The sequence below is a fragment of the Bradyrhizobium sp. CCGUVB14 genome, from assembly GCF_024199935.1.
GTDB lineage: Bacteria > Pseudomonadota > Alphaproteobacteria > Rhizobiales > Xanthobacteraceae > Bradyrhizobium.
In genome coordinates, this window is the sequence record NZ_JANADS010000001.1 from 9,499,024 (window position 1) to 9,522,511 (window position 23,488).

At 64.7% G+C, this 23,488-nt stretch carries 23 protein-coding genes; 7 read left to right on the plus strand and 16 right to left on the minus strand.

Translation table 11 applies throughout. The annotated features are described in order from the left end of the window. The first annotated feature begins 238 nt into the window (after nucleotides 1–238). Complete coding sequence (locus NLM32_RS44490; protein WP_254134952.1) at nucleotides 239–1,039, plus strand: SDR family oxidoreductase; 801 nt, start codon at nucleotides 239–241, stop codon at nucleotides 1,037–1,039. A gap of 180 nt (nucleotides 1,040–1,219) precedes the next feature. On the opposite strand, the gene boxB is transcribed toward NLM32_RS44490, so the two are convergent. The 5 genes from boxB to NLM32_RS44515 all read right to left on the minus strand — a co-directional run bounded on the left by boxB (nucleotide 1,220) and on the right by NLM32_RS44515 (nucleotide 7,742). Continuing rightward, on the minus strand, nucleotides 1,220–2,671 hold the full coding sequence (gene boxB, locus NLM32_RS44495; protein WP_254134953.1) for a benzoyl-CoA 2,3-epoxidase subunit BoxB: 1,452 nt from the start codon (nucleotides 2,669–2,671) through the stop codon (nucleotides 1,220–1,222). Between the two features lie 151 nt (nucleotides 2,672–2,822). Further along, on the minus strand, nucleotides 2,823–4,511 hold the full coding sequence (boxC, locus tag NLM32_RS44500; RefSeq protein WP_254134954.1) for a 2,3-epoxybenzoyl-CoA dihydrolase: 1,689 nt from the start codon (nucleotides 4,509–4,511) through the stop codon (nucleotides 2,823–2,825). A gap of 99 nt (nucleotides 4,512–4,610) precedes the next feature. Beyond that, on the minus strand, nucleotides 4,611–5,147 hold the full coding sequence (locus tag NLM32_RS44505; protein WP_254134955.1) for a DUF309 domain-containing protein: 537 nt from the start codon (nucleotides 5,145–5,147) through the stop codon (nucleotides 4,611–4,613). Between the two features lie 18 nt (nucleotides 5,148–5,165). After that, nucleotides 5,166–5,984: an alpha/beta fold hydrolase gene (locus tag NLM32_RS44510; RefSeq protein ID WP_254134956.1), complete on the minus strand. Its 819-nt coding sequence runs from the start codon at nucleotides 5,982–5,984 to the stop codon at nucleotides 5,166–5,168. 216 nt (nucleotides 5,985–6,200) lie between these two features. Then, nucleotides 6,201–7,742, minus strand: coding sequence for a benzoate-CoA ligase family protein (locus NLM32_RS44515; protein ID WP_254134957.1), 1,542 nt, complete (start codon nucleotides 7,740–7,742; stop codon nucleotides 6,201–6,203). A 122-nt stretch (nucleotides 7,743–7,864) separates the two neighbouring features. Here NLM32_RS44515 and NLM32_RS44520 point away from each other — a divergent pair, with 122 nt between their 5' ends. Further along, nucleotides 7,865–8,773, plus strand: coding sequence for a helix-turn-helix transcriptional regulator (locus NLM32_RS44520; RefSeq protein ID WP_200471348.1), 909 nt, complete (start codon nucleotides 7,865–7,867; stop codon nucleotides 8,771–8,773). A 231-nt stretch (nucleotides 8,774–9,004) separates the two neighbouring features. Next, nucleotides 9,005–9,400 (plus strand): group II truncated hemoglobin, encoded by a 396-nt coding sequence (locus NLM32_RS44525; protein WP_254134958.1) that lies wholly within the window; start codon nucleotides 9,005–9,007, stop codon nucleotides 9,398–9,400. On the opposite strand, the gene NLM32_RS44530 is transcribed toward NLM32_RS44525, so the two are convergent. Then, on the minus strand, nucleotides 9,397–10,176 hold the full coding sequence (locus NLM32_RS44530) for a B12-binding domain-containing protein (protein WP_254134959.1): 780 nt from the start codon (nucleotides 10,174–10,176) through the stop codon (nucleotides 9,397–9,399). The two genes, NLM32_RS44525 and NLM32_RS44530, sit on opposite strands and share 4 nt — an antisense overlap. A 162-nt stretch (nucleotides 10,177–10,338) precedes the next feature. Between NLM32_RS44530 and NLM32_RS44535 the strand changes: the two genes are divergently transcribed. After that, nucleotides 10,339–11,019: a transglutaminase family protein gene (locus tag NLM32_RS44535; RefSeq protein WP_254134960.1), complete on the plus strand. Its 681-nt coding sequence runs from the start codon at nucleotides 10,339–10,341 to the stop codon at nucleotides 11,017–11,019. A 2-nt stretch (nucleotides 11,020–11,021) separates the two neighbouring features. On the opposite strand, the gene NLM32_RS44540 is transcribed toward NLM32_RS44535, so the two are convergent. The 4 genes from NLM32_RS44540 to NLM32_RS44555 all read right to left on the minus strand — a co-directional run bounded on the left by NLM32_RS44540 (nucleotide 11,022) and on the right by NLM32_RS44555 (nucleotide 14,299). Next, nucleotides 11,022–11,276: a hypothetical protein gene (locus NLM32_RS44540; RefSeq protein WP_254134961.1), complete on the minus strand. Its 255-nt coding sequence runs from the start codon at nucleotides 11,274–11,276 to the stop codon at nucleotides 11,022–11,024. After that, on the minus strand, nucleotides 11,227–12,963 hold the full coding sequence (gene ybaL / locus NLM32_RS44545) for a YbaL family putative K(+) efflux transporter (protein ID WP_254134962.1): 1,737 nt from the start codon (nucleotides 12,961–12,963) through the stop codon (nucleotides 11,227–11,229). Before ybaL ends, NLM32_RS44540 begins: the two co-directional genes overlap by 50 nt. Before the next feature lie 87 nt (nucleotides 12,964–13,050). Then, complete coding sequence (locus NLM32_RS44550) at nucleotides 13,051–13,383, minus strand: PRC-barrel domain-containing protein (protein ID WP_254134963.1); 333 nt, start codon at nucleotides 13,381–13,383, stop codon at nucleotides 13,051–13,053. 130 nt (nucleotides 13,384–13,513) lie between these two features. Continuing rightward, a complete protein-coding gene (locus tag NLM32_RS44555; protein WP_254134964.1) occupies nucleotides 13,514–14,299 on the minus strand; it encodes an IclR family transcriptional regulator C-terminal domain-containing protein in 786 nt (261 codons plus the stop codon). 116 nt (nucleotides 14,300–14,415) lie between these two features. Between NLM32_RS44555 and NLM32_RS44560 the strand changes: the two genes are divergently transcribed. Together NLM32_RS44560 and NLM32_RS44565 are read left to right on the plus strand one after the other, a co-directional pair. Next, a complete protein-coding gene (locus NLM32_RS44560; protein WP_254134965.1) occupies nucleotides 14,416–15,774 on the plus strand; it encodes an aromatic ring-hydroxylating dioxygenase subunit alpha in 1,359 nt (452 codons plus the stop codon). 128 nt (nucleotides 15,775–15,902) lie between these two features. After that, nucleotides 15,903–17,339, plus strand: coding sequence for a glutamine synthetase family protein (locus NLM32_RS44565; RefSeq protein WP_254134966.1), 1,437 nt, complete (start codon nucleotides 15,903–15,905; stop codon nucleotides 17,337–17,339). An 8-nt stretch (nucleotides 17,340–17,347) separates the two neighbouring features. On the opposite strand, the gene NLM32_RS44570 is transcribed toward NLM32_RS44565, so the two are convergent. Both NLM32_RS44570 and NLM32_RS44575 read right to left on the minus strand, forming a co-directional pair. After that, nucleotides 17,348–18,793 carry an MFS transporter gene (locus NLM32_RS44570; protein WP_254134967.1) on the minus strand — a complete coding sequence of 482 codons (1,446 nt, stop codon included), beginning with the start codon at nucleotides 18,791–18,793 and terminating at the stop codon, nucleotides 17,348–17,350. A 3-nt stretch (nucleotides 18,794–18,796) separates the two neighbouring features. Next, on the minus strand, nucleotides 18,797–19,285 hold the full coding sequence (locus NLM32_RS44575; RefSeq protein ID WP_254134968.1) for a MarR family winged helix-turn-helix transcriptional regulator: 489 nt from the start codon (nucleotides 19,283–19,285) through the stop codon (nucleotides 18,797–18,799). A 373-nt stretch (nucleotides 19,286–19,658) separates the two neighbouring features. Between NLM32_RS44575 and NLM32_RS44580 the strand changes: the two genes are divergently transcribed. Beyond that, nucleotides 19,659–20,027, plus strand: coding sequence for a hypothetical protein (locus tag NLM32_RS44580; RefSeq protein ID WP_254134969.1), 369 nt, complete (start codon nucleotides 19,659–19,661; stop codon nucleotides 20,025–20,027). Nucleotides 20,028–20,091: 64 nt separating this feature from the next. On the opposite strand, the gene NLM32_RS44585 is transcribed toward NLM32_RS44580, so the two are convergent. From NLM32_RS44585 to NLM32_RS44600, 4 genes are read right to left on the minus strand one after another with little or no spacing between them, the layout of a single operon-like run. Then, nucleotides 20,092–20,805 (minus strand): ABC transporter ATP-binding protein, encoded by a 714-nt coding sequence (locus tag NLM32_RS44585; RefSeq protein ID WP_254134970.1) that lies wholly within the window; start codon nucleotides 20,803–20,805, stop codon nucleotides 20,092–20,094. Continuing rightward, on the minus strand, nucleotides 20,798–21,565 hold the full coding sequence (locus NLM32_RS44590) for an ABC transporter ATP-binding protein (RefSeq protein ID WP_254134971.1): 768 nt from the start codon (nucleotides 21,563–21,565) through the stop codon (nucleotides 20,798–20,800). Before NLM32_RS44590 ends, NLM32_RS44585 begins: the two co-directional genes overlap by 8 nt. Then, nucleotides 21,558–22,502, minus strand: a complete 945-nt coding sequence (locus tag NLM32_RS44595; protein WP_254134972.1) for a branched-chain amino acid ABC transporter permease — start codon at nucleotides 22,500–22,502, stop codon at nucleotides 21,558–21,560. Before NLM32_RS44595 ends, NLM32_RS44590 begins: the two co-directional genes overlap by 8 nt. A gap of 13 nt (nucleotides 22,503–22,515) precedes the next feature. Beyond that, nucleotides 22,516–23,433 carry a branched-chain amino acid ABC transporter permease gene (locus NLM32_RS44600; protein WP_254134973.1) on the minus strand — a complete coding sequence of 306 codons (918 nt, stop codon included), beginning with the start codon at nucleotides 23,431–23,433 and terminating at the stop codon, nucleotides 22,516–22,518. Between the last annotated feature and the right edge of the window lie 55 nt (nucleotides 23,434–23,488).

Genomic DNA, 23,488 nt, shown 5'->3' on the forward strand with positions numbered 1-23,488 from the left:
GCCTCCGCTGTCGTCCCGGCGAAGGCCGGGGCCCATACCGCGGAATTTATCGATTGATGTCGGTAGGCGTACCGAACAACGAGTCTTCGCCAAACCACTCCCTGTGGTTATGGGTCCCCGCCTTCGCGGGGACGACACCGAGTTTTTTTGAACCGCCGCGCGCCACACTCCGATCTCAGCGCATTCCTTGACTCCCCTCCCCGCGGCGCTCAAAACGGCGCCAACCAAGGGAGGCACCATGTCCAACGATCTGTTTTCGCTCAAAGGCCGTATCGCACTCGTGACCGGCGGCTCGCGCGGCATCGGCAAGATGATCGCGGCCGGATATCTCGGCGCAGGCGCTGCGAAGGTCTACATCACCGCGCGCAAGGCCGGCCCGTGCGAAGCCACGGCGAAAGAGCTCTCGGCGCAATATGACGGCGAATGCATTGCCCTGCCGATCGACATCTCGACCGTCGAAGGCTGCAACAAGCTCGCGTCCGAAATCATCAGGCTCGAGCCGAACCTCGACATCCTCGTCAACAATGCCGGTGCGGCCTGGGGCGCGGAGTTCGACGAATTCCCCGAAAGCGGCTGGGACAAGGTGATGGACCTCAATGTCAAATCGCTGTTCTTCCTGACCAAGGCGCTGGCCAAGCCGCTGCGCGCGGCGGCCTCGCACGAGCGGCCCGCCAAGGTCATCAACATCGCCTCCGTCGACGGCATCTTCGTCAATCCGGGCGAGACCTATTCCTACGCCGCGAGCAAGGCCGCGGTGATCCATCTGACCCGGCGCATGGCGACGAAGCTGATCAAGGACAACATCAACGTCACCGCGATCGCACCGGGCGCGTTCAAGTCCGACATGAACCGCGCCGCGCGCGACCATTCGGACGAAGTGGCGAAACGCATTCCGTCGCGGCGCATCGGCACCGACGAGGACATGGCGGGCGTCGCGATCTACCTCGCCTCGCGCGCGGGAGATTATGTGGTCGGCAACACCATCGCGGTCGACGGCGGCGTGGTGTACGCGAATGCGGGATTGGAGATCGCGGGGTAAGGGCTGCGTCACACGCGGCGTCGTCCCGGCGAAAGCCGGGACCCATACCGCGGAATCCATCGATTGCGATCGGTATGAGTACCGAACGACGAACCTTCGCCAATTAACTCCCTGTGGTTATGGGTCCCGGCTTTCGCCGGGACGACAGCGGAATTTTTGGCTCGAGCGTCGACCTGACGCTTACGACTCGATCTTCACGTATTCGAAATCGCCCGGCTTGTTGTCGATACCCACCTTCGGCGGCGAGATCCACGACGCGAACTTGCCGGTCTCCGTGACGGGCTGCATCAGCGACGTGATGAAGTCGCCGTCGGCGGTCGAGGGCAGCCAGTCGTCCTTGCGCTTGGCCCAGGTGGCATCGTCGATCAAAATGCCGTCGGGCGTCGCGTGCACGTCCTTGAACTCGCCGATATGGCGGTGGAAGGCGACGTTCGGCAGCGTCAGCTTGAAGTCGTAGCCGGCGGTCGAGATCACCTTGTTCCAGCGCAGCATGCCCTTGACGCAATCCTGGCTGTAGTCGTCGCGCAGGCGCATGTTGAGCGCGGTCAGCGCCGGCTCGTCGACCAGCTTGATCTCGCCGTTGATGAACTTGAGCACCGGATAGGTGGCGTTCTTGAGCTGGTGATCGTCGTCGATCTGGGTCTCGTGATAGCGCCCCTTGATGCCGGTGTTGAAGGCGTTGGCGGCGTTGGTCGAAACTTCCGAGCCGAACAGATCGAGCGACAGCGTGTAGTGCAGGTTGAGCTTCTTCTGGATGGTCGGCAGATCGATCACGCCAAGCGCACGGACCTTGGCGATGTCGGTCGGGTCCGTGATGCCGGCTTCGCGCATCGCATCGCAAGTGCGCTGCACGACGCGGGTGATGCCGGTCTCGCCGACGAACATGTGGTGCGCTTCTTCCGTGAGCATGAAGCGGCAGGTGCGCGACAGCGGATCGAAGCCCGACTGCGCCAGCGAATGCAGCTGCATCTTGCCGTCGCGATCGGTGAAGTAGGTGAACATGAAGAAGGACAGCCAGTCCGGCGTCGCCTCGTTGAAGGCGCCCAGCATGCGCGGCGCGTCGGCATCGCCAGAGCGACGGCGCAGCAAATCGTCGGCTTCCTCGCGGCCGTCGCGGCCGAAATATTTCTGCAGCAGGTAGACCATCGCCCAGAGGTGACGGCCTTCCTCGACATTGACCTGGAACAGATTGCGCATGTCGTAGAGCGAGGGCGCGGTCTTGCCGAGGTGGCGCTGCTGCTCGACCGACGCCGGCTCGGTGTCGCCCTGGATCACGATCAGGCGGCGCAGCATGGCGCGATATTCGCCCGGGACTTCCTGCCAGGCCGGCTCACCAAAGTGCTCGCCGAACGGGACGACGCGGTTCTCTTCCTGCGGCGCAAGCAGAATGCCCCAGCGATAATCGGGCATGCGGACATAGTCGAACTTGGCCCAGCCGCGCGGATCGACCGAATACGCGGTGCGCAAGTACACCAGCGATTCCTGGAAACCTTCCGGCCCCATGTCGCTCCACCAATCCATGTAGCCGGGATGCCAGCCCTCGAGCGCCTTCAGCACCTGACGGTCTTCGGCGAGATTCACGTTGTTCGGAATCTTGGTCGAGTAGTCGACGTTCATGATGTTCATGTTCATGGCCGTGCTCCTTGCTCCGTCTCGTGTCCCGGACGCAGTGCGGCGCGAAGTGCTGCACTGCTGAGCCGGGACCTATTGTTCGGTCCACTATGGGTCCCGGTTCTGCGCAGCGTCACTTCGTGCCGCAGCGCGCCCGGGACACGAATGGGGGTTACACCCGCGTCATATCGAATTTCGGCTTCTGGCCGCTGCCGTAGCGGCGCAGTGCGCCTTCCTCGCCGACGGCGTTGGGGCGCTGGAAGATCCAGTTCTGCCAGGCGGTCAGGCGCGCGAAGATTTTTGATTCCATCGTCTCGGGGCCGACGAAGCGCAGGCTCGCTTCCATGCCGGTGAGACTGTCGGGCGAGAAGCTGGCGCGTTCCTCGAGGAACACGCGGACCTCGTCGTCCCAGTCGATATCGTCGAGCGCGAAGGTGACGAGACCGAGCTCTTCCGCCTGCTCGGCGTCGAGCGTGGTGCCAAGCGTGGCTTCCGCGCGTTCCACATCCGCCGGGTCGGCCTGGAAGCGCGACTCCAACCGCGTCAGGCCGTGGCTCATCGGATACGGGCCGAAGTTCATCGCCGACAATTCGATCGACGGCGGCGGCTGGTTGTCGCCCTGGCGCGCGCCGATCAGCATGTAGGAGCGGTCGGCCGCGAACACGAGCTCGGCGAGCGTACCGGCGAAGCACGAGCCGGGCTCGACCAGCGTCACCAGCGTGCGCGAGGTGACGTCGATGCGCTTAAGCACGCGCTTCCAATAGTGCCGGATCTCGTTGACCAGCCAGTGCGCCTTGTTGGCTTCGAGGAAGGCGTCGCTGGCGAGCACATGGGCGCGGTCGCCATGGCTCTTGAACACCAGCATCGCGATCTCGAGTTCGTTGATGCGCAAATGCAGGATGGCATCGTCGAGCTCGCGCGCCACCTGCAGCGGCCAGAACGACGCGCCCTGCGCCAACATGCCGTCGATGTCGGCGGGGGCTGCCGCCTCCGGCGCCTTGATCGAAATGGTGGCTATGCGCGCGGCGCGGTCGATATCGACGGTGACGAAGCCGTAGCGGATGCTGGTCTCGTCGATCGTGCGCCTGAGCGGGGAAAGCGCGATGCCCTTGCCGCTGCCGGCACGCTTCGACTTGCCTGCGAATTCCTTGGCGCGCTCGACGATCTTGGCCTCGAGCTTGGAGTTCGGCGCGATCTCGTCGACGAGGCGCCACTGTACCGCGCGCTTGCCCTTCACGCCTTCCTCGATGGTGCAGAAGAAATCGGCGTGATCGCGGCGCACCTTGCGCTTGTCGACGACACGCGTCAGCCCGCCGGTGCCCGGCAGCACCGCGAGCAGCGGCACTTCGGGCAGCGCAACAGCAGACGCACCGTCGTCGGCGAGGATGATGTGATCGGTGGCGAGCGCGAGCTCATAGCCGCCGCCGGCCGCCGAGCCGTTCACGACCGTGATGAAACGCTGGCCGGAATTCTCGGACGAGTCTTCCATGCCGTTGCGGGTCTCGTTGGTGAACTTGCAGAAGTTCACCTTGTGGGCGTGGGTCGAGCCCGCGAGCATGCGGATATTGGCGCCGGCGCAGAACACGCGGTTCTTGGCCGAGCGCATCACCACGACCTTCACCTCGGGGTGCTCGAAGCGCAGCCGCTGCACCACGTCGGCAAGCTCGATGTCGACGCCGAGGTCGTAGGAATTGAGCTTGAGCAGATAGCCCTCGAACAGGCCGCCGTTCTCGTCGACGTCCATGGTCAGCGTCGCGACGTCACCATCGACCGCCAGCTTCCAGTGCTTGTAGCGGGACGGTTCGGTCTGGAAATCGATGAATGTCGCGCCGCCTGCGAGGCGCCGATCTTCCCCGGCCATGGGCCACCCTTGAGCTCGTCTTGGTTTTACCGTTAGATGCACAATAGTGCATGTTACCGAGCGCGTCTAGTCCTTAATCGCCCATACATGCACTTTGTTTCATGAAGGCGCCTGGGACCGCACGATGGCGCCGAGCCCGATCCAATCGGCTTTGGTGAGCTGGGCGCGGCCGAGCTTGGCCTGGAGCGAGGCTGCCAGCGCCGGCACTGGAAAGCTCTCGACGAAGCCGTCGCCGGCCGGGGCCGCCTTGCGGGAGGTCAGCGCACGCAGTTCGGTGAGCGCATCCCCAAACAGGCGCGCGGCCGAATGCGCCTTCTGCATGCGCAGCCGCAGATTGGCGTTGGCGACATGGATGCAGGCCCGCAGCAGAATGCGCTCGCGGCCGCCTTGCGGGGCTCCCGCCCACAGCGCCTCCAGCACCTCCTGCGACTCCCAGAAATAGCCGCGGTCGTTCAGCGCGAGGCCGTAACGGAGCGCCGGATGGCGTGCCGGCACGTAACCGCGGAACGCCGGGGGCACCAGCGCCTTGGCCATGTCGAGGGTCTGGTAATCCGCGTCGACTTGGCCGGTCTCGCCAGGCACATAGGCCCAGCGCGGCCACGGCAATTGGCCGTCCGCATGTGAAGGCACATTCATGGATGTGCCTCCGCATGATCATGCGGCGCGGACCCCGAGTCCCTGATCGTCGCGCAGGGCCGCTTTTGCAAATTGCTCAATTGCGTCAAGCGTCGCTCCGGGCGCTTCACGATGCGGGGAATGGCCCGCGTCTGAAATAATTTTCAAATCTACCGGACAGTAGCACTCTTCCTGTGCAATTTCGACCTGCCGCAGTGTCCCATATTGGTCGTCCTTTCCTTGCACGACCAGGACAGGAACGCGGATGTAGGCCAGATATTCCGAGATATCCCAGTCGCGGAATTTCGGGTCGAGCCAGGCGCCGTTCCAGCCGTAGAAGGCGTTGTCGACGTCCTTGTGCCAGCGCGCGAGCTTCGCCTTGAGATCGGTGGTCTCATAGGTGGCCTTGATCGCGGCGATCGACTTCACCGAGATGTCCTCGACGACAAAATGCGGCGCGATCAGCGCGATGCCTTGCAGGCGATTGTCCTGATGTGAACCGGCATAGATCGCCGCAATCGAGCCGCCGTCGGAATGGCCGAGCAGCAGGCCGCGCTTGAAAGGAATGGCGTCCAGCACTTTCGGCAGCACGTCGAGCGCCTCGCGCTGCATGTAGTCGAGCGGCCGCGGCAGCGTCACTGGGCTCGACTGGCCGTAGCCCGCACGCGAATAGGCGAAGATGCCGGCACCGGTGGCCTGCTGAAGCTTTTCCGGAAAGTCGGCCCACAAGCCGACGGAGCCGAGGCCTTCATGCAGCATGACGATGGTGGGTGCGTCGGCCGAGTGCGGCGCCAGCCATTTGTACTCGAAGCTGGCGGTGCCGATGCTGAGGAAGCCGGTGGGGGTGAGGTTGGTCATTTGCAATCTTCTTTCAGCGGATCGGACAAGATGCTTCGACGGACTCAGTCGTTCCCTCCCCCCTTGCGGGGGAGGGCTAGGGAGAGGGGTGTCACACGGGGACTCCCAGTGTGACGAAGAAAACGCGCGCGACAATGAAGACCGTTTGCTGGGCTACCCCTCTCCCCCGCCCTCCCCCGCAAGGGGGGAGGGAGCGCAGCGGAGTTTGCCGCATTATCAGTTCGCGCCCTCGCGCAATTTGAATCGCTGGATCTTCCCCGTCGCCGTCTTCGGGAGCGAGTCCACCACGTCGATCCAGCGCGGATATTTCCACGGGCCGATCTTCTGCTTGACGTGCTCCTTCAGCATCTCCTGCAGGTCGCTCGTCTTCGCACCGGGGCGCAACACGACGAAGGCCTTCGGCTTCAACAGGCCTTCCGGATCGGCCTCGGGTACCACAGCGGCCTCGAGCACCGCGGGATGCGTGATCAGCGCGCTCTCGACCTCGAACGGCGAGACCCAGATGCCGGAGACCTTGAACATGTCATCGGCGCGGCCGCAGAAGGTGTAGCGGCCATCGGTGTCGCGGACATACTTGTCACCGGTGCGGGTCCATGGACCCTCAAACGTGCGCCGGCTCTTGTGGCGCTGGTTCCAATAGCCCTCGCCGGCCGAGGGCGCATCGACCAGGAGCTCGCCGACCTCGCCGTCGGCCACGTCCTGGCCAGCCTCGTTGACGAGCCGCACCGCGTAGCCCGGCACCGGCTTGCCGGAGGAGCCGTATTTGATGTCACCGGGCGCATTCGAGAGGAAGATGTGCAACAGCTCGGTCGAGCCGACGCCATCGAGAATGTCGACGCCGAAGCGCGATTTCCAGCTGTTGCCGACGGACTCGGGCAGCGCCTCGCCGGCCGAGGTGCAGATGCGCAAGGACTTGCCGCCGCGCTCGCTCTTCATGGTCTCGTCGTTCAGCATCGCCGCGAACAGCGTCGGCACGCCGTAGAAGATCGAAGGGTTGTAGCGGTTCATCAGGTCGAACATCCGTGCCGGCGTCGGCCGCTCGCTGTTCAGAATGGTCGTGGCGCCGACCGACATCGGGAACGTCAGCGCATTGCCGAGGCCATAGGCGAAGAACAGCTTTGCGGCGGAGAGGCCGACATCGTTCTCGCGGATGCCGAGCACCTGCTTGGCATAGGTGTCGGCGGTCGCCTGCATGTTCGAGTGGATGTGGCGCACGCCCTTGGGCATGCCGGTCGAGCCCGACGAATAGAGCCAGAATGCCGGCTCGTCGGGATGCGTCACGGCCGTGGTGAACTGATCGCTCTCGCCCGAGATCTCTTCCGCGAGCTGCTTGTGCCCGTTCTGCTTGGCGCCGGAGACCACGACATGCTCGAGATCGGGCATGCGGCCGACGACATCCTTGATGACGGGATAGAGCGCCTCGGACACGAACAGCACGCGCGCGCGGCAATCGGCGAGGATGTAGGCGTATTGGTCCGCGGTCAGCAGCGTGTTGAGCGGCACCGGCACGATGCCGGCGCGGATCGCGCCCAGGAACACGATCGGGAAATCGATCGTATCCAGCATGATCATCGCAACGCGCTCTTCGCGGCGGACGCCGAGCCGGCGCAGCATGTTGGCGGCGCGGCGGGTCTCGCGCTGGAGCTCGCCATAGGTCAGCCGCGAGACGGTGTCGTCGAAGACGAGCTTGTCGCCCCGGCCCTCCTCGACGTTACGGTCGAGCAGCCAGGTCACCGCGTTGTAGGATCCCTCGCTCACGGTCGTCTCCCCCGAATTTAGAATTATAATTCATAGAAAGACACTGTGACAGCTTGCTGTCAATGCCAGCAGGCATTATGTTTCATTAAAACGCGCCGCAGGACCTCCTGTAAAGAAGGCTCATGACCGACAGTCCCGACGCCGAATCCCGCTTTCTCGAACAGCTCGGCCAGCGCGTGCGCACCATGCGCGCGCTGCGCGGCATGTCGCGCAAGGTGCTCGCCAAGGTATCAGGAATTTCGGAGCGCTACATCGCGCAGCTCGAAAGCGGCAAGGGCAATGTCTCCATCGTCCTGCTGCGCCGTGTCTCCGACGCGATGGGTGCGCATCTCGAGGACCTGCTTCCCTCCGCCGATCCGACGCCGGACTGGCAGATGTTTCGCGATCTCTTGCGCAAGGCGACACCGGCGCAGATCGCCCAGGCCAAGGATCTGCTCGCCGGCGGCAGCGCCTCCGCGCCGCGGCGCGCACCGTTCTGCGGCATCGCATTGATCGGCCTGCGCGGCGCCGGCAAATCGACGCTGGGAAGAATGCTGGCGAAGAAGATCGGCTGGAGCTTTGTCGAGCTCAACAAGGAGGTCGAGCAGCAGAACGGCCTCTCGGTCGCCGAGATCATCGCACTCTACGGCCAGGAAGGCTTCCGCCGCATGGAGCAAGCCGCGCTGCAGCAGCTGCTCGCACGCAACGAGCTGATGGTGCTGGCGACCGGCGGCGGCATCGTGTCGGAGCCGTTGACCTTCGACCAGATCCTGTCGTCGTTCTACACGATCTGGCTGAAGGCCGAGCCGGAAGAGCACATGGCCCGCGTCCGGCGCCAGGGCGACCTGCGTCCGATGGCGGATGATCGCTCCGCGATGGCCGAGTTGCGCAACATCCTGCTCAGCCGCGAGCCGCTCTACGCGCGCGCGACGGCGGTGGTGGATACGGCGGGGCTATCGGTCGATGCAGCAGCCGCAAGGCTGATCGATGCGGTGCGGCCGGTGCTGCAGAACGAAGCGCGGAGTTTTGGATTGCGGAGCGTGGCGCTGTAGGGCGATCCAGCGCCACACACACCACTGTCGTCCCTGCGAACGCAGGGACCCATACCGCGTGATCCACCGATTGTGTATACGGCCAATCCCGAACGACCAATCTTCGTCAAACCGCGCCCTGTGGTTATGGGTCCCGGATCTGCGCTTCGCTTGTCCGGGACGACAGCGGAGTTTGTGGGCACGCCGCAATGTCACTATATGCGAACCCAATAGCAACCATCCGGACCCACAATGACCTCCAGCGACGTCACCACCTCCATGTTCGAACGGATCGGCGGCCGTGCCACGATCGACCTGTTGGTCGACCGCTTCTACGACCGCATGGATACGCTGCCGGAAGCAACAATCATCCGCGCGATGCATGCGGACGATCTTGGCCTGATCAGGGACGTGCTGAAGCGCTATCTCGCGGAATGGACGGGCGGTCCAAAACTCTACACGCCGGAGAAGGGCCATCCGCGGCTACGGCAGCGGCATATCAGCTTTGCCATCGGCGATGCCGAGCGCGATGCGTGGCTGCTCTGCATGCGCGGTGCGATGGAGGAGACCGTCCCTGACTTCGATGCGCGACGGGACCTCGATAAAGCCATATCAGGCCTTGCCGACTGGATGCGCAATCGCGGCTAGTCGAGACCGAGCGCGTTGATGTCGGGGGCAAGCTTCACACCCGGGGTCCGCGGCACCAACCCCGTCTTGACCGCGTAGCCGCCGAGCACAATGTCCGGACGGCTCGGCGCCGGCAACGCCTGAACGCGTTCAACGAGGGCGGCGACGGCATCGTACTGGTCGGGAAGCGCGATCGAGACAAGCAGCGTCTTCGGCTCACCCTCCATCGCCGGCTCGGACAGCGCATCGAGCACCGTACGGTCGTCGACGTGCCGCGTTCGCCACCCCTGGTTCTGGAGCCAGAGGCCGAGAATGCGAATGCCCACCACATGGATGTTGCCCGGCGCATTCATCAGAAAAAAGCAACCGTCACCGCCGGCGCGCGCCGGCCTTGACCAGGCCAACCGCATCCTCGCTTCGACCAGATCGATCACGCGCTCGGCGTAAGCGGTGAATTCGTGCTCGCCTTCGACGGTGAGGGTGCCGTTCTCCCAGGCGTTGCCGATCTCGTAGAGCATTGGCGCGATCATGCCGATGAGAATGTCGACCGGCCGGCAATGGGCAGCGATGGCGTTGTCGATCAGCGGCCCCGCCGCAGCGAAATCGTTCCTGCGTCCGGCCGAGAACAGCGACTGAAAGATGTCCCGCAGCGCGACCGCATGGGCATATTCATCGCCGCTGAGCAGATCCGGCTGTTCGCCCGCGCACTTCCGGCACAGCCCATGTGTGATGCCGAGATCCGCGTGCGGCGGCATCTCGCCCATGAATTGCTGGCAATGGGCACACCATCTCAGCATGCTGCCACTCCCCCTCGCCGGTTCCCTCAACCTAGCGCAGCATCGCCGTCTGCAAAAGCGATAGCGGCTCGACGCAAGCGGTGACGGCGCAGTGCAGCGAGCATGGGCGGCCTGCAACCAACGAAATTGAGCTAGATCAAAGCCGGCTGCTAAACTCGCGCCATGACCGACATCCTTCCCGATACCCTCCGCCGCCTCTACACCGATCCAGGCGAGTACATCGACAGCGATCATCCCGCCGTGCAGCAATTCGCCGAAACGGCGGTACGCGGGGACGCCAGTGCCCGCGAGAAGGCGAGCGTGCTGTACAAGGCGGTGCGCGACGGCATCCGCTATAACCCTTACGTCAGCATGCGCGTCGCCGAGACGTTTCGCGCGTCGAGCGTGCTTGCCGCGGGTCAGGGCTATTGCGTCGGCAAGGCCTCGCTCTATGCCGCCGCCTGCCGTGTCCACGGCATTCCTGCTCGTGTCGGCTTTGCAGACGTGAAGAACCATCTCACCACGGAAAAGCTGCGGGCGAGCATGGGCACGGATATCTTCACCTGGCACGGTTTTACGGAAGTGCATGTCGACGGCGCCTGGCGCAAGGCGACGCCGACTTTCAACGACACGCTCTGCGCCAAGGTCGGCGTGGCGCCGCTCGATTTCGACGGTCTCACCGATGCGCTGCTGCATCCCTTCGACGGCGAAGGCCGCGCCTACATGCAATATGTCAACGACCGCGGCACCTATCACGACGTGCCGGCAAAATTCCTCATGCGCGAGATGACGCGCGACTACGCCAACATGCAGGGCGAGGATCTTTCGGGCCGCGACATGGAGCGCGAGGCGGAAGGACGATAGGGCTAACCAACCCTGCGCCCGCCATCATTGCACGCATCGAACCCCGAGCGATCCAGCGCCTCGGCCGCAAAGCCCGCGACATAGATCAACGCCAGGATCGCCGCGGAGATCGCGACCGTCTCCGCATGCGCGAGCGCCCATCGCAACAACTGCTGTAACAGGGACGGCGGCGGGAATCGGTAGATCCGGCCCGCCGGCGTGATCAGGTCATACGACCGAACCGACCGCGAATGCGCGGGGATCTTGCTGGGCAGCATCCGGAACTCTCCTCTCCAGCTCCTCGATCATGCCGCGCGCGATTTCCCGCTCGCCCATGATGACGACGTCAGCCCCCAATCCCCTGAGGTGATCGACCTCGGCATCCGCATGCGCACGCGCGATGATGCGGAGATCCGGATTGGCCGCGCGCGCCTGCTGCACGATCTGCCCCGCCTCGAACGCTTCGGGGATCGCGATGACCAGATGCCGTGCCCGCGCCGGATTTGTGGCGCCGAGGATCTCGGGCTGCGCGGCATTGCCAATGATGGTCTCGATGCCGCCCCGCTTGAGCTTCTCGAGCGCGCTCTCACCGACCTCGGCGACCAGGAACGGCAATTGCCGCTGCTTCAAGGCATCGCCGACCAGGGCGCCGACGCGGCCATAGCCGATCACGATCGCATGGTCGGCAAGATCGGTGGCGCGGATCGGCTCAGGCACGGCGGCCGCGACTTGCAGCGTATCCCGCCTCGGTTCAAGCAGCGGCGCGAGCCAGGTGGCGGCCGCGAACATCAGCGGGTTGAGCATGATGGAGAGGATCGCGCCGGCCATGATCAGGTCGCGGCCGTCGCTCGGCAGGATCTGCGAGGCGACGCCGAGCTCGGCCAGGATGAAGGAGAACTCTCCGATCTGCGACAGGCTTGCGGAGATCGTCAGGGCGGTCGCGACCGGATGCCGGAACAGCACCACAATCAGGAACGCGGCAAGCGATTTGCCGAGCATGATGATCGCAAGCGTCGCCAGCAGCGGCCAGGGCTCGCGGACCACGCTCATCGGATCGAACATCATGCCGACCGAGACAAAGAACAGCACGGCGAAAGCATCGCGCAGCGGCAGCGATTCCTGCGCGGCGCGCGCGCTGAGCGGCGATTCCCGCAGCATCATGCCGGCGAAGAACGCCCCGAGCGCCAGCGAGACGTCGAACAGCTTCGTCGCGCCGAAGGCGATGCACAGCGCGATGGCCAGCACGGCAAGGCGGAACAGCTCGCGCGAGCCGGTATGGGCGATGTAGTGCAGAATCCAGGGAATCACCCGGCGGCCCACCACCAGCATCAGGCCGATGAACGCGACGATCTTGACGATCGTCAGCATCACCACGCCGGCAAGCCCGAGACCGAGCTGCGCGGCCAGCGGCTCGAACGTCGGCTTGCCGCCATGGCCGCCCTGAAGGCTCGCGATCGCCGGAAACAGCACCAGCACGAGCACCATCGCGAGGTCCTCGACGATCAGCCAGCCGACGGCGATGCGGCCGCGATCGGTCTCCATCAGGCGCCGCTCCTGCAGCGCGCGCAGCAGCACCACGGTGCTCGCCACCGACAGAGCGAGGCCGAACACGAGGCCGGCGCTGGCGCTCCAGCCCATCAGCAGGGCAAGGCCGAGCCCCATCAAGGTCGCGACCGCGATCTGCACGACGGCGCCGGGCACGGCGATGTTGCGGACGCTGAGCAGATCCTGCAGCGAGAAATGCAGACCGACACCGAACATCAGCAGGATAATTCCGAGCTCCGACAACTCGGTGGCAAGCGCCTGGTCGGCGACGAAGCCCGGCGTGAACGGACCGACCGCAACACCGGCGAGCAGATATCCGACCAGCGGCGGAATGCGGAACCGCTGCGCGATTGTTCCAAGTACGAAGGCTAGTCCAAGTCCGACGACGATGGTGGCGATGAGAGGTGTGTCATGCGGCATTTTTGCCTTTTGACACAGCAGGCGCGCTCGCGCACCGCGACCAAGTGAGGCGGTCGCGATGTCGCATGGGCACCGGAATTCGCGGCCTCAGATCGACCAGTAGTTCGGATGCTGATACGGCGGCGAGCGGTCGCCCCAGTCGAATTCATCGCCATCAAACTCGCAGGGGCCGCTGCTCAATTGCTCCGGCGTCAGTTCGACCTGGAAGGCCTGACGTCCCGGATCATATTTCAGCGCGCTCCATTGCACGGGATAGTGATGATGCGTCCCGAGCAACCTGCCGGTCTTGATGATGGCGTAGGCGACCGTTCCGCTTACCTTGTCGAGCATCAATCGTTCGATCGTGCCGAGCTTCGAGCCATCGCACCCATAAACGGCGACGTGCTCGACGCGATCACTGGGAACCATGGTGTGTTGCATGGCGTGCTCCCTGATCTGGTGTGTGGAGCAGATTATAGGCCCGCAGCCCGGATCAGCGAAGCGACATCCGGGGGTCCTGCAATACATTCCCGGGTAGCGCGGCGCTCCCCCCGGGCGACCGGTTACGGCACTACAGCAATTGCGAACGCACGGAGTCCGCGCCTTCGCGCAACAGTGGTAAGAAACGCCCGATCAACTCCTGCGCCGGGACGCGATCGACATGGGCGCCCATGTTGATGGCGGCGACGATCACGTCGTCGTAGCGGCGCACCGGAACCGAGATCGAGCGGAAATGCGGTTCGGCCTCGCGGTCGACCAGCGAATAGCCTTGCGCGCGGTCATTGGCGATCCGCGCGAGCAATGCCTTGGGATCGGTCTCCGTCTGCGGCGTCAGTGCCTCGCGCTTCATGGTCTTGAGGCGGGCGGCGAGATCGGCATCGTCGAGCTGGCCGAGCATGGCGCGGCCGACCGAGGTGCAGAAGGCCGGCAGACGGTAGCCGATTTCGAGGCCGCCCGAAAACATCCGCGCCGGGCTGCTGCGTGCGATGAAGACGACATCATCCCCGTCGAGCACCGCGAGCGAGGAGATTTCGTTCGCCGCGGTCGCAACGCGATCGAGCACCGGCTGCAACACCGTGATGAGCTGGTTGGAGCGCAGATAGGATGCCGCCAGCGTCAGCACATGCGGCGTCAGCGAGAACAGTTTTCCGTCGCCACTGACAAAACCGCCGCGCTGGAGCGTGAACAGCATGCGCCGCGCAGTCGCACGCGGCAGCTCGGCAGCGCGAGCGAGATCGCTCAGGGTCATCGGGCCGGAGTTGGTGCCGAAGCATTGCAACAGGCGCAGGCCACGATCGAGGGCTTCGACGAAATCCGTCGCGCGCTCGTCAGTCTCGCTCCGCTTCAGCTTGGGCATGATCCCTGGGACAATCCTGCAAAATAGTGCTTGCTGCCGATCCAAGGCATGTCATAATTCGCCCATTCGTTCAATAGGCGAACAGAACGCCCCTCACGAAAAAGGACGCGACCGCCATGATGAGCCAGGAGCAGAACGACCTGATCACCCGCACCGGCCCGAAAGACCCGTGCGGCAAGCTGATGCGGAGTTACTGGCAGCCGGCGGCGCTGATCGACGAGCTCGAGGGCGAGCGGCCGATCCGTCCCGTCAAACTGCTCGGCGAAAACCTGGTGCTGTTTCGCGACGAGAGCGGTCGCTACGGCTTGATCGATCGTCATTGCGCCCATCGCGGCGCCGACCTCGCCTTCGGGCGGCTCGAACATGGCGGCCTGCGCTGCGCCTTCCATGGCTGGCTGTTCGACGCGACCGGCCAGTGCATCGAGACGCCGGCCGAGCCGAAGGATTCAAAACTCTGCCAGAACATCCGCCAGCGCTCCTATCCCGTGGTGGAGAAGAGCGGCATCCTCTGGGCTTATCTCGGCGAGGGTGAACCGCCGGCTTTCCCGGAGATCGACTGCTTCGTCGCACCGGGCACACATACGTTCGCGTTCAAGGGCCACATGGCCTGCAACTGGCTGCAGGCGCTGGAGGTCGGCATCGATCCCGCGCACGCCTCCTATCTGCACCGCTTCTTCGAGGACGAGGACACGTCGACCGCCTACGGCAAACAGTTCCGCGGCGCCTCGGCCGGCAGCGACCTGCCGATGACAAAAATCCTGCGCGAATACGACCGCCCGATCATCAATGTCGAGCACACCGAATACGGCCTGCGGCTGATCGCGCTGCGCGAGATCGACGAAGAGCGCACCCATGTGCGCGTCACCAACCAGCTCTTTCCACACGGCTTCGTCATTCCCATGAGCACGGAGATGACGATCACCCAGTGGCACGTGCCGGTCGATGACGAGAACTGCTACTGGTACGCAATCTTCACCAGCTATTCGAACCCGGTCGACAAGAAGAAGATGCGCGAGCAGCGGCTCGAGCTCTACGAGCTGCCGGACTACAAGTCGCGCAAGAACCGCAGCAACGATTACGGCTTCGATCCGCACGAGCAGCAGACCGCGACCTATACCGGCATGGGCAACGACATCAACGTCCACGACCAATGGGCGGTGGAATCGATGGGCGCGATCCAGGACCGCACCAAGGAGCACCTCGGTTCGAGCGACAAGGCGATCGTGCAATATCGCCGCCTGCTCCGGCAGGAGATCGAGAAGGTCGGCGGCGGCGAGAAGCCAATGCTGTTCCTGGATGAGGCCAACGCGCGCAGCATCCAGGGTCCGGCGACGATGGACGGCATCGGGCCGACCCGCGGCTGGGAGACCTACTGGATGGAAGTTGATGTCAAGCGCCGCCGCGGCGCGTCCTGGACCGCGCCGGTGCCGAAGGAGATCGCCGACAACGTGCACCGGCTGACGGCGGCGGAGTGACGTTCGTGCACCGCTGCCGTAGGGTGGGCAAAGGCGCAACGCGCCGTGCCCACCATTTCTCCGTGATGGATATAGATCGTGGGCACGCTTCGCTTTGCCCACCCTACGGCAGTTGAGGGAGTGGCCAAGTGACTTTCGTCGCGCGTCATGCGCTGTGGTCGGATGAGCAGACAGACGCCGCGGCGCGCATGCGCCGCATCGTCGAGGACAAGAACCTCGAGGTCATCCGCCTCGCCTTCCCCGACCAGCACGGCATTCTGCGCGGCAAGACCATCATCGCCGCCGAGGCGATCGCGGCGCTGGAGAGCGGCTGCTCCATCACCACCACCATGCTCGCCAAGGACACTTCGCACCGCACGGTGTTTCCGGTGTTCACCGCGGGCGGCGGCTTCGGCATGAAGGAGATGGAGGGCGCGGCCGACGTGCTGATGGTCGCCGATCCCACCACGTTTCGCGTGCTGCCCTGGGCGCCGGCGACGGGCTGGGTGCTCTGCGACCTCTACTTCAATGACGGCCGACCGGTGCCATTCGCGACGCGCGGGCTGTATCGCAAGGCGCTCGACGAGCTCGGCCGCCGCGGCCACGATTTCGTCGCGGGCCTCGAGGTCGAATTCCACATCTTCAAGCTCGACGACCCGCATATGCGCGTCGAAGACGCGGGACAGCCGGGCACGCCGCCGTCGGTGAGCCTGCTCTCTCACGGCTACCAATATCTGACCGAGCAGCGCTTCGACCAGATGGAGCCCGTGCTGGAGATCCTGCGCCGCGACATCGTCGCGCTCGGGCTGCCGTTGCGCTCGGTCGAGGTCGAGTTTGGGCCGAGCCAGTGCGAATTCACCTTTGCGCCGAAGAAGGGCCTGGAGCCCGCCGACAACATGGTGCTGTTTCGTAGCGCCGTGAAGCAGATCGCGCGCCGGCACGGCTATCACGCCACCTTCATGTGCCGGCCGAAACTGCCGAACCTGTTTGCAAGCGGCTGGCATCTGCACCAGTCGATCGTCTCGCGCGCGAGCGGCGAAAACCTGTTCATGGCCAAAGACGGCGGCGAGCCGCTCAGCGCATTCGGCCGCTCATACCTCGCCGGCCTGCTCGACCACGCCCGCGCGGCCACCGTGTTCACCACGCCGACCATCAACGGCTACAAGCGCTACCGCTCCTATTCGCTGGCGCCGGACCGCGCGATCTGGGGCCGCGACAATCGCGGCGTGATGATCCGCGTGCTCGGCGGTGCCGGCGATGCCGCCACGCGCCTGGAAAACCGGGTGGGCGAGCCCGCCGCCAATCCCTATCTCTACATGGCCGCCCAGATCCTCGCAGGTCTCGACGGCGTCGACCGCAAGCTCGATCCCGGCCCCTCCGCCGACACGCCCTACGAGACCAAGGCGCCGCTGCTACCGAAGTCCTTGCGCGATGCGGTCTCCGCGCTGAAGGATGATCCGTTCTTCCGCGAAGAATTCGGCGCGGAGTTCGTCGATTATTACACCCACATCAAGAACGCCGAGATCGATCGTTTCCTGTCGGAGGTGACGGATTGGGAGCATCGCGAATATTTCGAGATGTTCTGACCGCTCCGTTATGGCGCCTTCGGCTTCTGCCTGAGGTAGAGATAGGTCGGCAGCAGGCCAAGCGCGACGATCGCGACCATCACCCACCATCCGCGCTGGAATGCGACGAGGCGCTCCGGCAGGGATGACGGCGAGCCGATCATGGCGACGAAGATCGCAACGCCCACCGCGAGCGAAGCCTGGCGGATCATGTTGATGACGCCGGAGCCGGTCGCGAAGGACGACGGCGGCAGGCCCGCGGCGCTGACGCCCATCAACGTCGGAAACGTCAAGCCGACGCCAATGCCGGTCGGAATCATGCCCAGGATCACGAAGGCCGGATGCGGCTCGGCTCCAATCAGGGTTGCCCAGGCGACCAGACCGGCCGCGAAGATGACGATGCCGGCGGTCACGACGGGCGCGGCGCCGAAACGCGCGATCAATCGCCCGGCAAACAGCAGCGAGGTGATCGGCACCATCAGTGGACCCGGCGCGATCGCAAGCCCGGTCTGCAACGCCGACCATCCCCACGCTGTCTGCTCCCACAGCGCAACCGACAGCAGCATGGCGCCAAAGGCTGCCGAGTAGGGCGCCATCACCAAGGCGGCCCCGGTGAAGGGACGGATGCGAAACAACGCCGGATCGACGAAGGGATTTTCGAGGCGAAGACAGCGCCAGACGAACAGTGCAAGCAGAATGGCAGCAACCGCAAAGCTGTAGCCGATGGCGGGTGTGCGAAAGCCCCAATCGCTGACCTTGACGATGGCGAAGACGAGCGCGCCGATACCGCCGGTCACCAGCACTGCATCGACAAATTTGGGCCGGGGCGCGTCATGGCCTTCGATCTCCGGCAGCTTCCACCAGCCGATCACCATGGCGACGAGACCGATCGGGACATTGACGAAGAAGATCCAGCGCCAGTTGACCGCAACGAGCACGCCGCCGACGACTGGTCCGAGTGCCGCGGCGAGGCCGCCGATCGCCGTCCAGGTCCGCACCGCGCCGCCGCGCTTTTCCGGCGCGAACACCGCCAGCAGCAGACCGAGCGAGGTCGGCGTCATCAATGCAGCGCCCGCGGCCTGCACGATGCGAAACGCGGTCAGCACCCCGACGCTGCTGGCGGCCGCGCAGGCGGCCGACGCCGCCGTGAAGAGGCCGACGCCGAGCAGGAAGCTGAGATTTCTGCGGTGACGCTCGGCCAGCCGGCCGAAGAAGACCAGTAGCGCCGCGTAGGCGATGGCGTAGCCGTTGAGCACCCACGACATGTCGTCGAGCGAGGCGTCCTTGAAGTCCTGCCCGATGCTGGGCAGCGCGACGTTGACGATGAAGAGGTCGAGATTGGCAAGGCAAATGCCGACACAGACGATCGCCAGCACCAGGTTTGGCGACGTCGACGGGCGGGGAGGTTTTGGCCGCAGCGAGAGATCGTCGAGCGGCACCGCACGGGCAAAGGTGGCGCGTTCAATACTGTTCATCGCTTATGCCTTTTGGTGATGCGATTCAGCCCGTTCGGGGACCAGCGACGGATCCCCGGCGATCTCCGCCAACAGGTTTCGCAGCTCGGCGGCGGCACGCTTGCCGAAACCGTTTTCAAACTTCTCCTGCGCCGCGAGCCAGAGCGGTCGTGCATCAGCAAGGCGCGAGCGTCCCGCGCGCGTCAGCTTGATCTGGCGGCTTCGGCGATCGGCTTCATCGCGCTCCAGAGTGACGAGACCGTCGCGCTGGAGCGGGCGCAGGTTCTGGCCGATGGTGGACTGGTCCATCACCAGCGCCTCGGCGAGATCGCCGATGGAAGGCGCGGCGTCGCCGCGGCGGTGAATTTCAGTCAACATCGCGAATTGCGTCGAGCGGAGGCCCGATGGCTCCAGCGCCGCATCGTAGAACAGCGTCATGTGGCGCGACGCCTTGCGCAGCGCCGCGCAGTTGCAGCGGTTCCGCTCCATGATGGGAAGCTCTTGCTCGGCCATTTCGCCTCCAATATCGGGATATCCCGGTATATGGGATGCAGGGATATCCCGATATTATTCCGACGTCAACCTCGGGGATTGCCCGCGGCGATGGGCTCACACCTCCGTGAGGCGATGTCGTCAAAGCAGTTCCGAAGACATCACGCAGGCCCCGGACGAAGCCATTTTCATCAAGCCGCGAAAACGGCCGGAAAGACACGAGGGCTATTCTTGGCCCCCATGATCAACGATGGAGTTCGATCATGTTGGGTCAATTGTTCAGTCTGATCTACCGCTGGTCCTGCCGGACAACCTTGGTCGAGATCGGTACTCATCACCTCGCCCGCTGACGCCGAGCAAGGTCAGAGGGATTGACCAAACAAAGGGGGTTGCCATGCGCAAGCTGATCCTGATCGCAACGATGTCACTGTTGGCCGGCCAAGCCTATGCCGGCGGTGCGCGCAGCCTGAGCCTGTCCGCGACCAACGCCAGCCAGACGACAGAGCAGCCGGCAACGACGGCTCCCTCGCAGGCGACACAGGCTCCGACGGCAACGCCCCCGGCGACCGTGCAGACGGCGACCACGACACCTGCTTCAACACCACCGGCTTCAACGCCACCGGCACCACCGGCGCAAACCGCGGCAGCGCCGGCCGCAGCGCCCGCGCAGCCGACTGCAGAAACGGCCAGGCCGAAGCACCGCCAGCCGTCCACCGAGGCACGCGTGATCCGCGAGCTGCATCGGCACGGGATCTATTGGTGAGCGCCCCGCTGTCGTCAGGACGACAGCGGGTTTGCGGGCACTGCCTTCCGCCTCGCGCGACGCCTCAAATTCCCAAATATTTATGCTGCAGATCCGGCTCGGCCATCAGCTCGTCCGACGTACCGCTCCACACGGTCTTGCCGCGCTCGATGATGAAGTGACGGTCGCAGATGCGGGCGAGGTGGTCGACGTTCTTGTCGACGACCAGGATCGACTGGCCACGGCTCTTGAGGAGCGACAGGCAGTTCCAGATCTCTTCGCGGATCAGCGGTGCGAGGCCCTCGGTCGCTTCGTCCAGGATGAGGAGTTTTGGATTGGTCATCAGCGCACGGCCGATGGCGAGCATCTGCTGCTCGCCGCCGGAGAGCTGGTTGCCCATGTTGGCGGCGCGCTCGGCGAGGCGCGGGAACAGCACGTAGATCGCGGCTAGCGTCCAGGCATTGGCGCTGTTGAAGCGATCGGCGGCGGCCGCGACCAGATTTTCGCGCACGGTGAGGTTCGGGAAGATCTGGCGTCCCTCCGGCACCAGCCCGATGCCGAGCTTGGCGATCCGGTACGACGGAAGTTGCCGGACTTCGGCATCGGCAAAACGGATGCTGCCGGCGCGCGCCGGCGTCAGCCCCATGATCGAGCGGATCGTCGTGGTCTTGCCCATGCCGTTGCGGCCCATCAACGAGACCATCTCGCCGGGCTTGATCGACAGCGACAGACCGAACAGCACCTGGCTGAGGCCGTAGCAGGTCTCGATGCCGTCGACGTCGAGCAGTGTATCAGCCATGGTGCGTCACCACGTGCTGGTCGCCGAGATAGGCGCGCTTGACGTCTTCGTTGGCGCGGATCGCGGCCGGATCGCCGGAGGCGATGACGCGGCCATAGACCAGCACCGAGATGCGGTCGGCGAGCGCGAACACCGCAGGCATGTCGTGCTCGACCAGCACGATCGAGACTTCCTTGCGCAGCTCCTGCAACAGCTTCACCATGCGCTGGGATTCGGTGACGCCGAGGCCCGCCATCGGCTCGTCGAGCAGCAGAAGTTTCGGCTTGCTCGCGAGCGCGACGGCAAGCTCGAGCTCGCGCCGTTCGCCATGGCTGAGCCTGTTCACCACGATGTCGGCGCGATGCAACAGGCCGACGCGGTCGAGCGCCGCATGGGCGGAATCGCGCAAGCCCCTCTCCTTGCGGGCATTGGCAAAGAAGCTGAACGAGGTGCCGGCATGCGCCTGCGCCGCCAGCGCGACATTGTCGGCTGCGGTGAAGTCCAGCAGCAGCGAGGTGATCTGGAACGAACGTGCGAGGCCCAGCGCGCAGCGGCGATAGGCCGGCAGATAGGTGATGTCTCGGCCGCCCAACGAGACGCTGCCGGAATGCGGCTCGAGATGCCCGGTGAGCTGGCTGATCAGCGTGGTCTTGCCGGCGCCGTTCGGACCAATGATGGCGTGCAGCTCGCCGCTGGCAACGTCGAGCGAGACGTTATCCGTCGCGGTGATGCCGCCGAAGCGGCGCACCAGCTTTTCGACGCGGAGCAGCGGTTCAGCCACGATTGAGCCTCCCCAGCAAGCCCATGATGCCGCCGCGGCCGAACAGCACGATCAGCAGCAACAGCGGCCCCATGATCAGCGCCCAGTACTCGGTGATCTGCGACAGGAATTCTTCCAGCAGCAGATACACCACCGCGCCGATGACCGGGCCGAACAGCGTGCCCATCCCGCCCAGGATCACCATCACCATGAGATCGCCGGAGCGGGTCCAGTACATCACGGCCGGGCTGACGAAATCGGTGTTGTTGGCGAGCAGCGCGCCGGCGAGCCCGCACATGGTGCCGGAGATGACGAAGCAGACCAGCTGGTAGCGCTTGGCCGGGAAGCCGATCGCCTGCATGCGCTGCTCGTTGGAGCGCAGGCCCTGCACCACGAGGCCGAAGCGCGAATTGACGATGCGCCAGATCAGGAAGATGACGCCAAACAGGCAGGCCAGGCAGAGATAATAGAACTGCGTGCGGTTCGAGAGGTTGATCAGCCCGGAGAAGTCGCTGCGCTTGTAGACGGTGAGGCCGTCATCGCCGCCGTAACGCGCCAAGCCCGAGGCGACGTAATAGGCCATCTGCGCGAACGCGAGCGTGATCATGATGAAGTAGACGCCGCGCGTGCGCAGAGAGAGCGCGCCGATCACAAGCGCATAGATCGCAGATGCCGCCAACGCGACGGGAAACTGGATGAATCCGCTTCCGACGCCTTCCTGCGCCAGCATGCCGACCGCGTAGCCGCCGATGCCGAGATAGGCGGCGTGACCAAAGCTCATCATGCCTCCGAACCCCATGATGAGGTTGAGGCTTGCCGCCGCCAGCGCCAGGATGACGATGCGGGTGAACAGCGTCAGGATGAAGACGTTGCCGGACAGATACGAATAGAGCGGCAGCAGCACGAGGCCTGCCAGCATCAGGGCCGTAACGGCCTTGCTCACCGAGAAAGCCTTCATCGACGCAAGCTCTTCATCTGCGATGGGCCGGAAACAGCCCCTCCGGCCGCACCACCAGCACGATCGCCATCAGCAGGTAGATCAGCATGGACGACAGCGCGGGCGCGGCGGTGGAGGCAGCGGCGCCACTCAGCACCTGCCGCAGCAGATTGGGCAGGAAGGCGCGGCCGAGCGTGTCGATCATGCCGACGAAGATCGCGGCGAGGAACGCGCCGCGGATCGAGCCAATGCCGCCGATCACGATGATGACGAAGGCCAGGATGAGGATGTTCTCGCCCATGCCGATCTGCACCGTGAGGATCGGCGCCTGCATCATGCCGGCGAGCCCTGCGAGCGCCGCGCCCAGCCCGAACACCAGCGTGTAGAGCAGCTTGATGTTGATGCCGAGCGCGCCGATCATCTCGCGGTTGGAGGCGCCGGCGCGGATCAGCATGCCGACGCGGGTGCGCATCACGCCGAGATAGAGCAGCAGCGCCACCAGCAGCGCGACGACGATGATCGCGAGCCGGTACGCCGGATAATGAATGCCAGGCAGGATCGGCACCGGCACCGTGAGCCAGGCCGGCAGCGGCAGTGCGAGGCCCGCCGGGCCCCAGATCAGCCGCACGGCTTCATTGAAGAACAGGATCAGGCCGAAGGTTGCGAGCACGTGGTCGAGATGGTCGCGGCCATAGAGATGCCGCAGCGCACTCATCTCGAGCACGATGCCGAGCACGAGAGTCGCACCTAGCGCCAGCAACGCGCCGAGCAGGAAGCTGCCGGTCCACGCCGCGAAGGTCGCGGCGAAATAGGCGCCCATCATGTAGAGCGAGCCGTGCGCGAGGTTGACGAGATCCATGATCCCGAACACCAGCGTCAGGCCGGCGGCGAGCAGGAACAGCAGCAGGCCGAACTGCAATCCGTTCAAGAACTGTTCGACGACGAGCAGCATCAAAACTCTTTCAGGCGCATGCGGACGCGCGCCGATGTTCGAACACAGTCGCCAT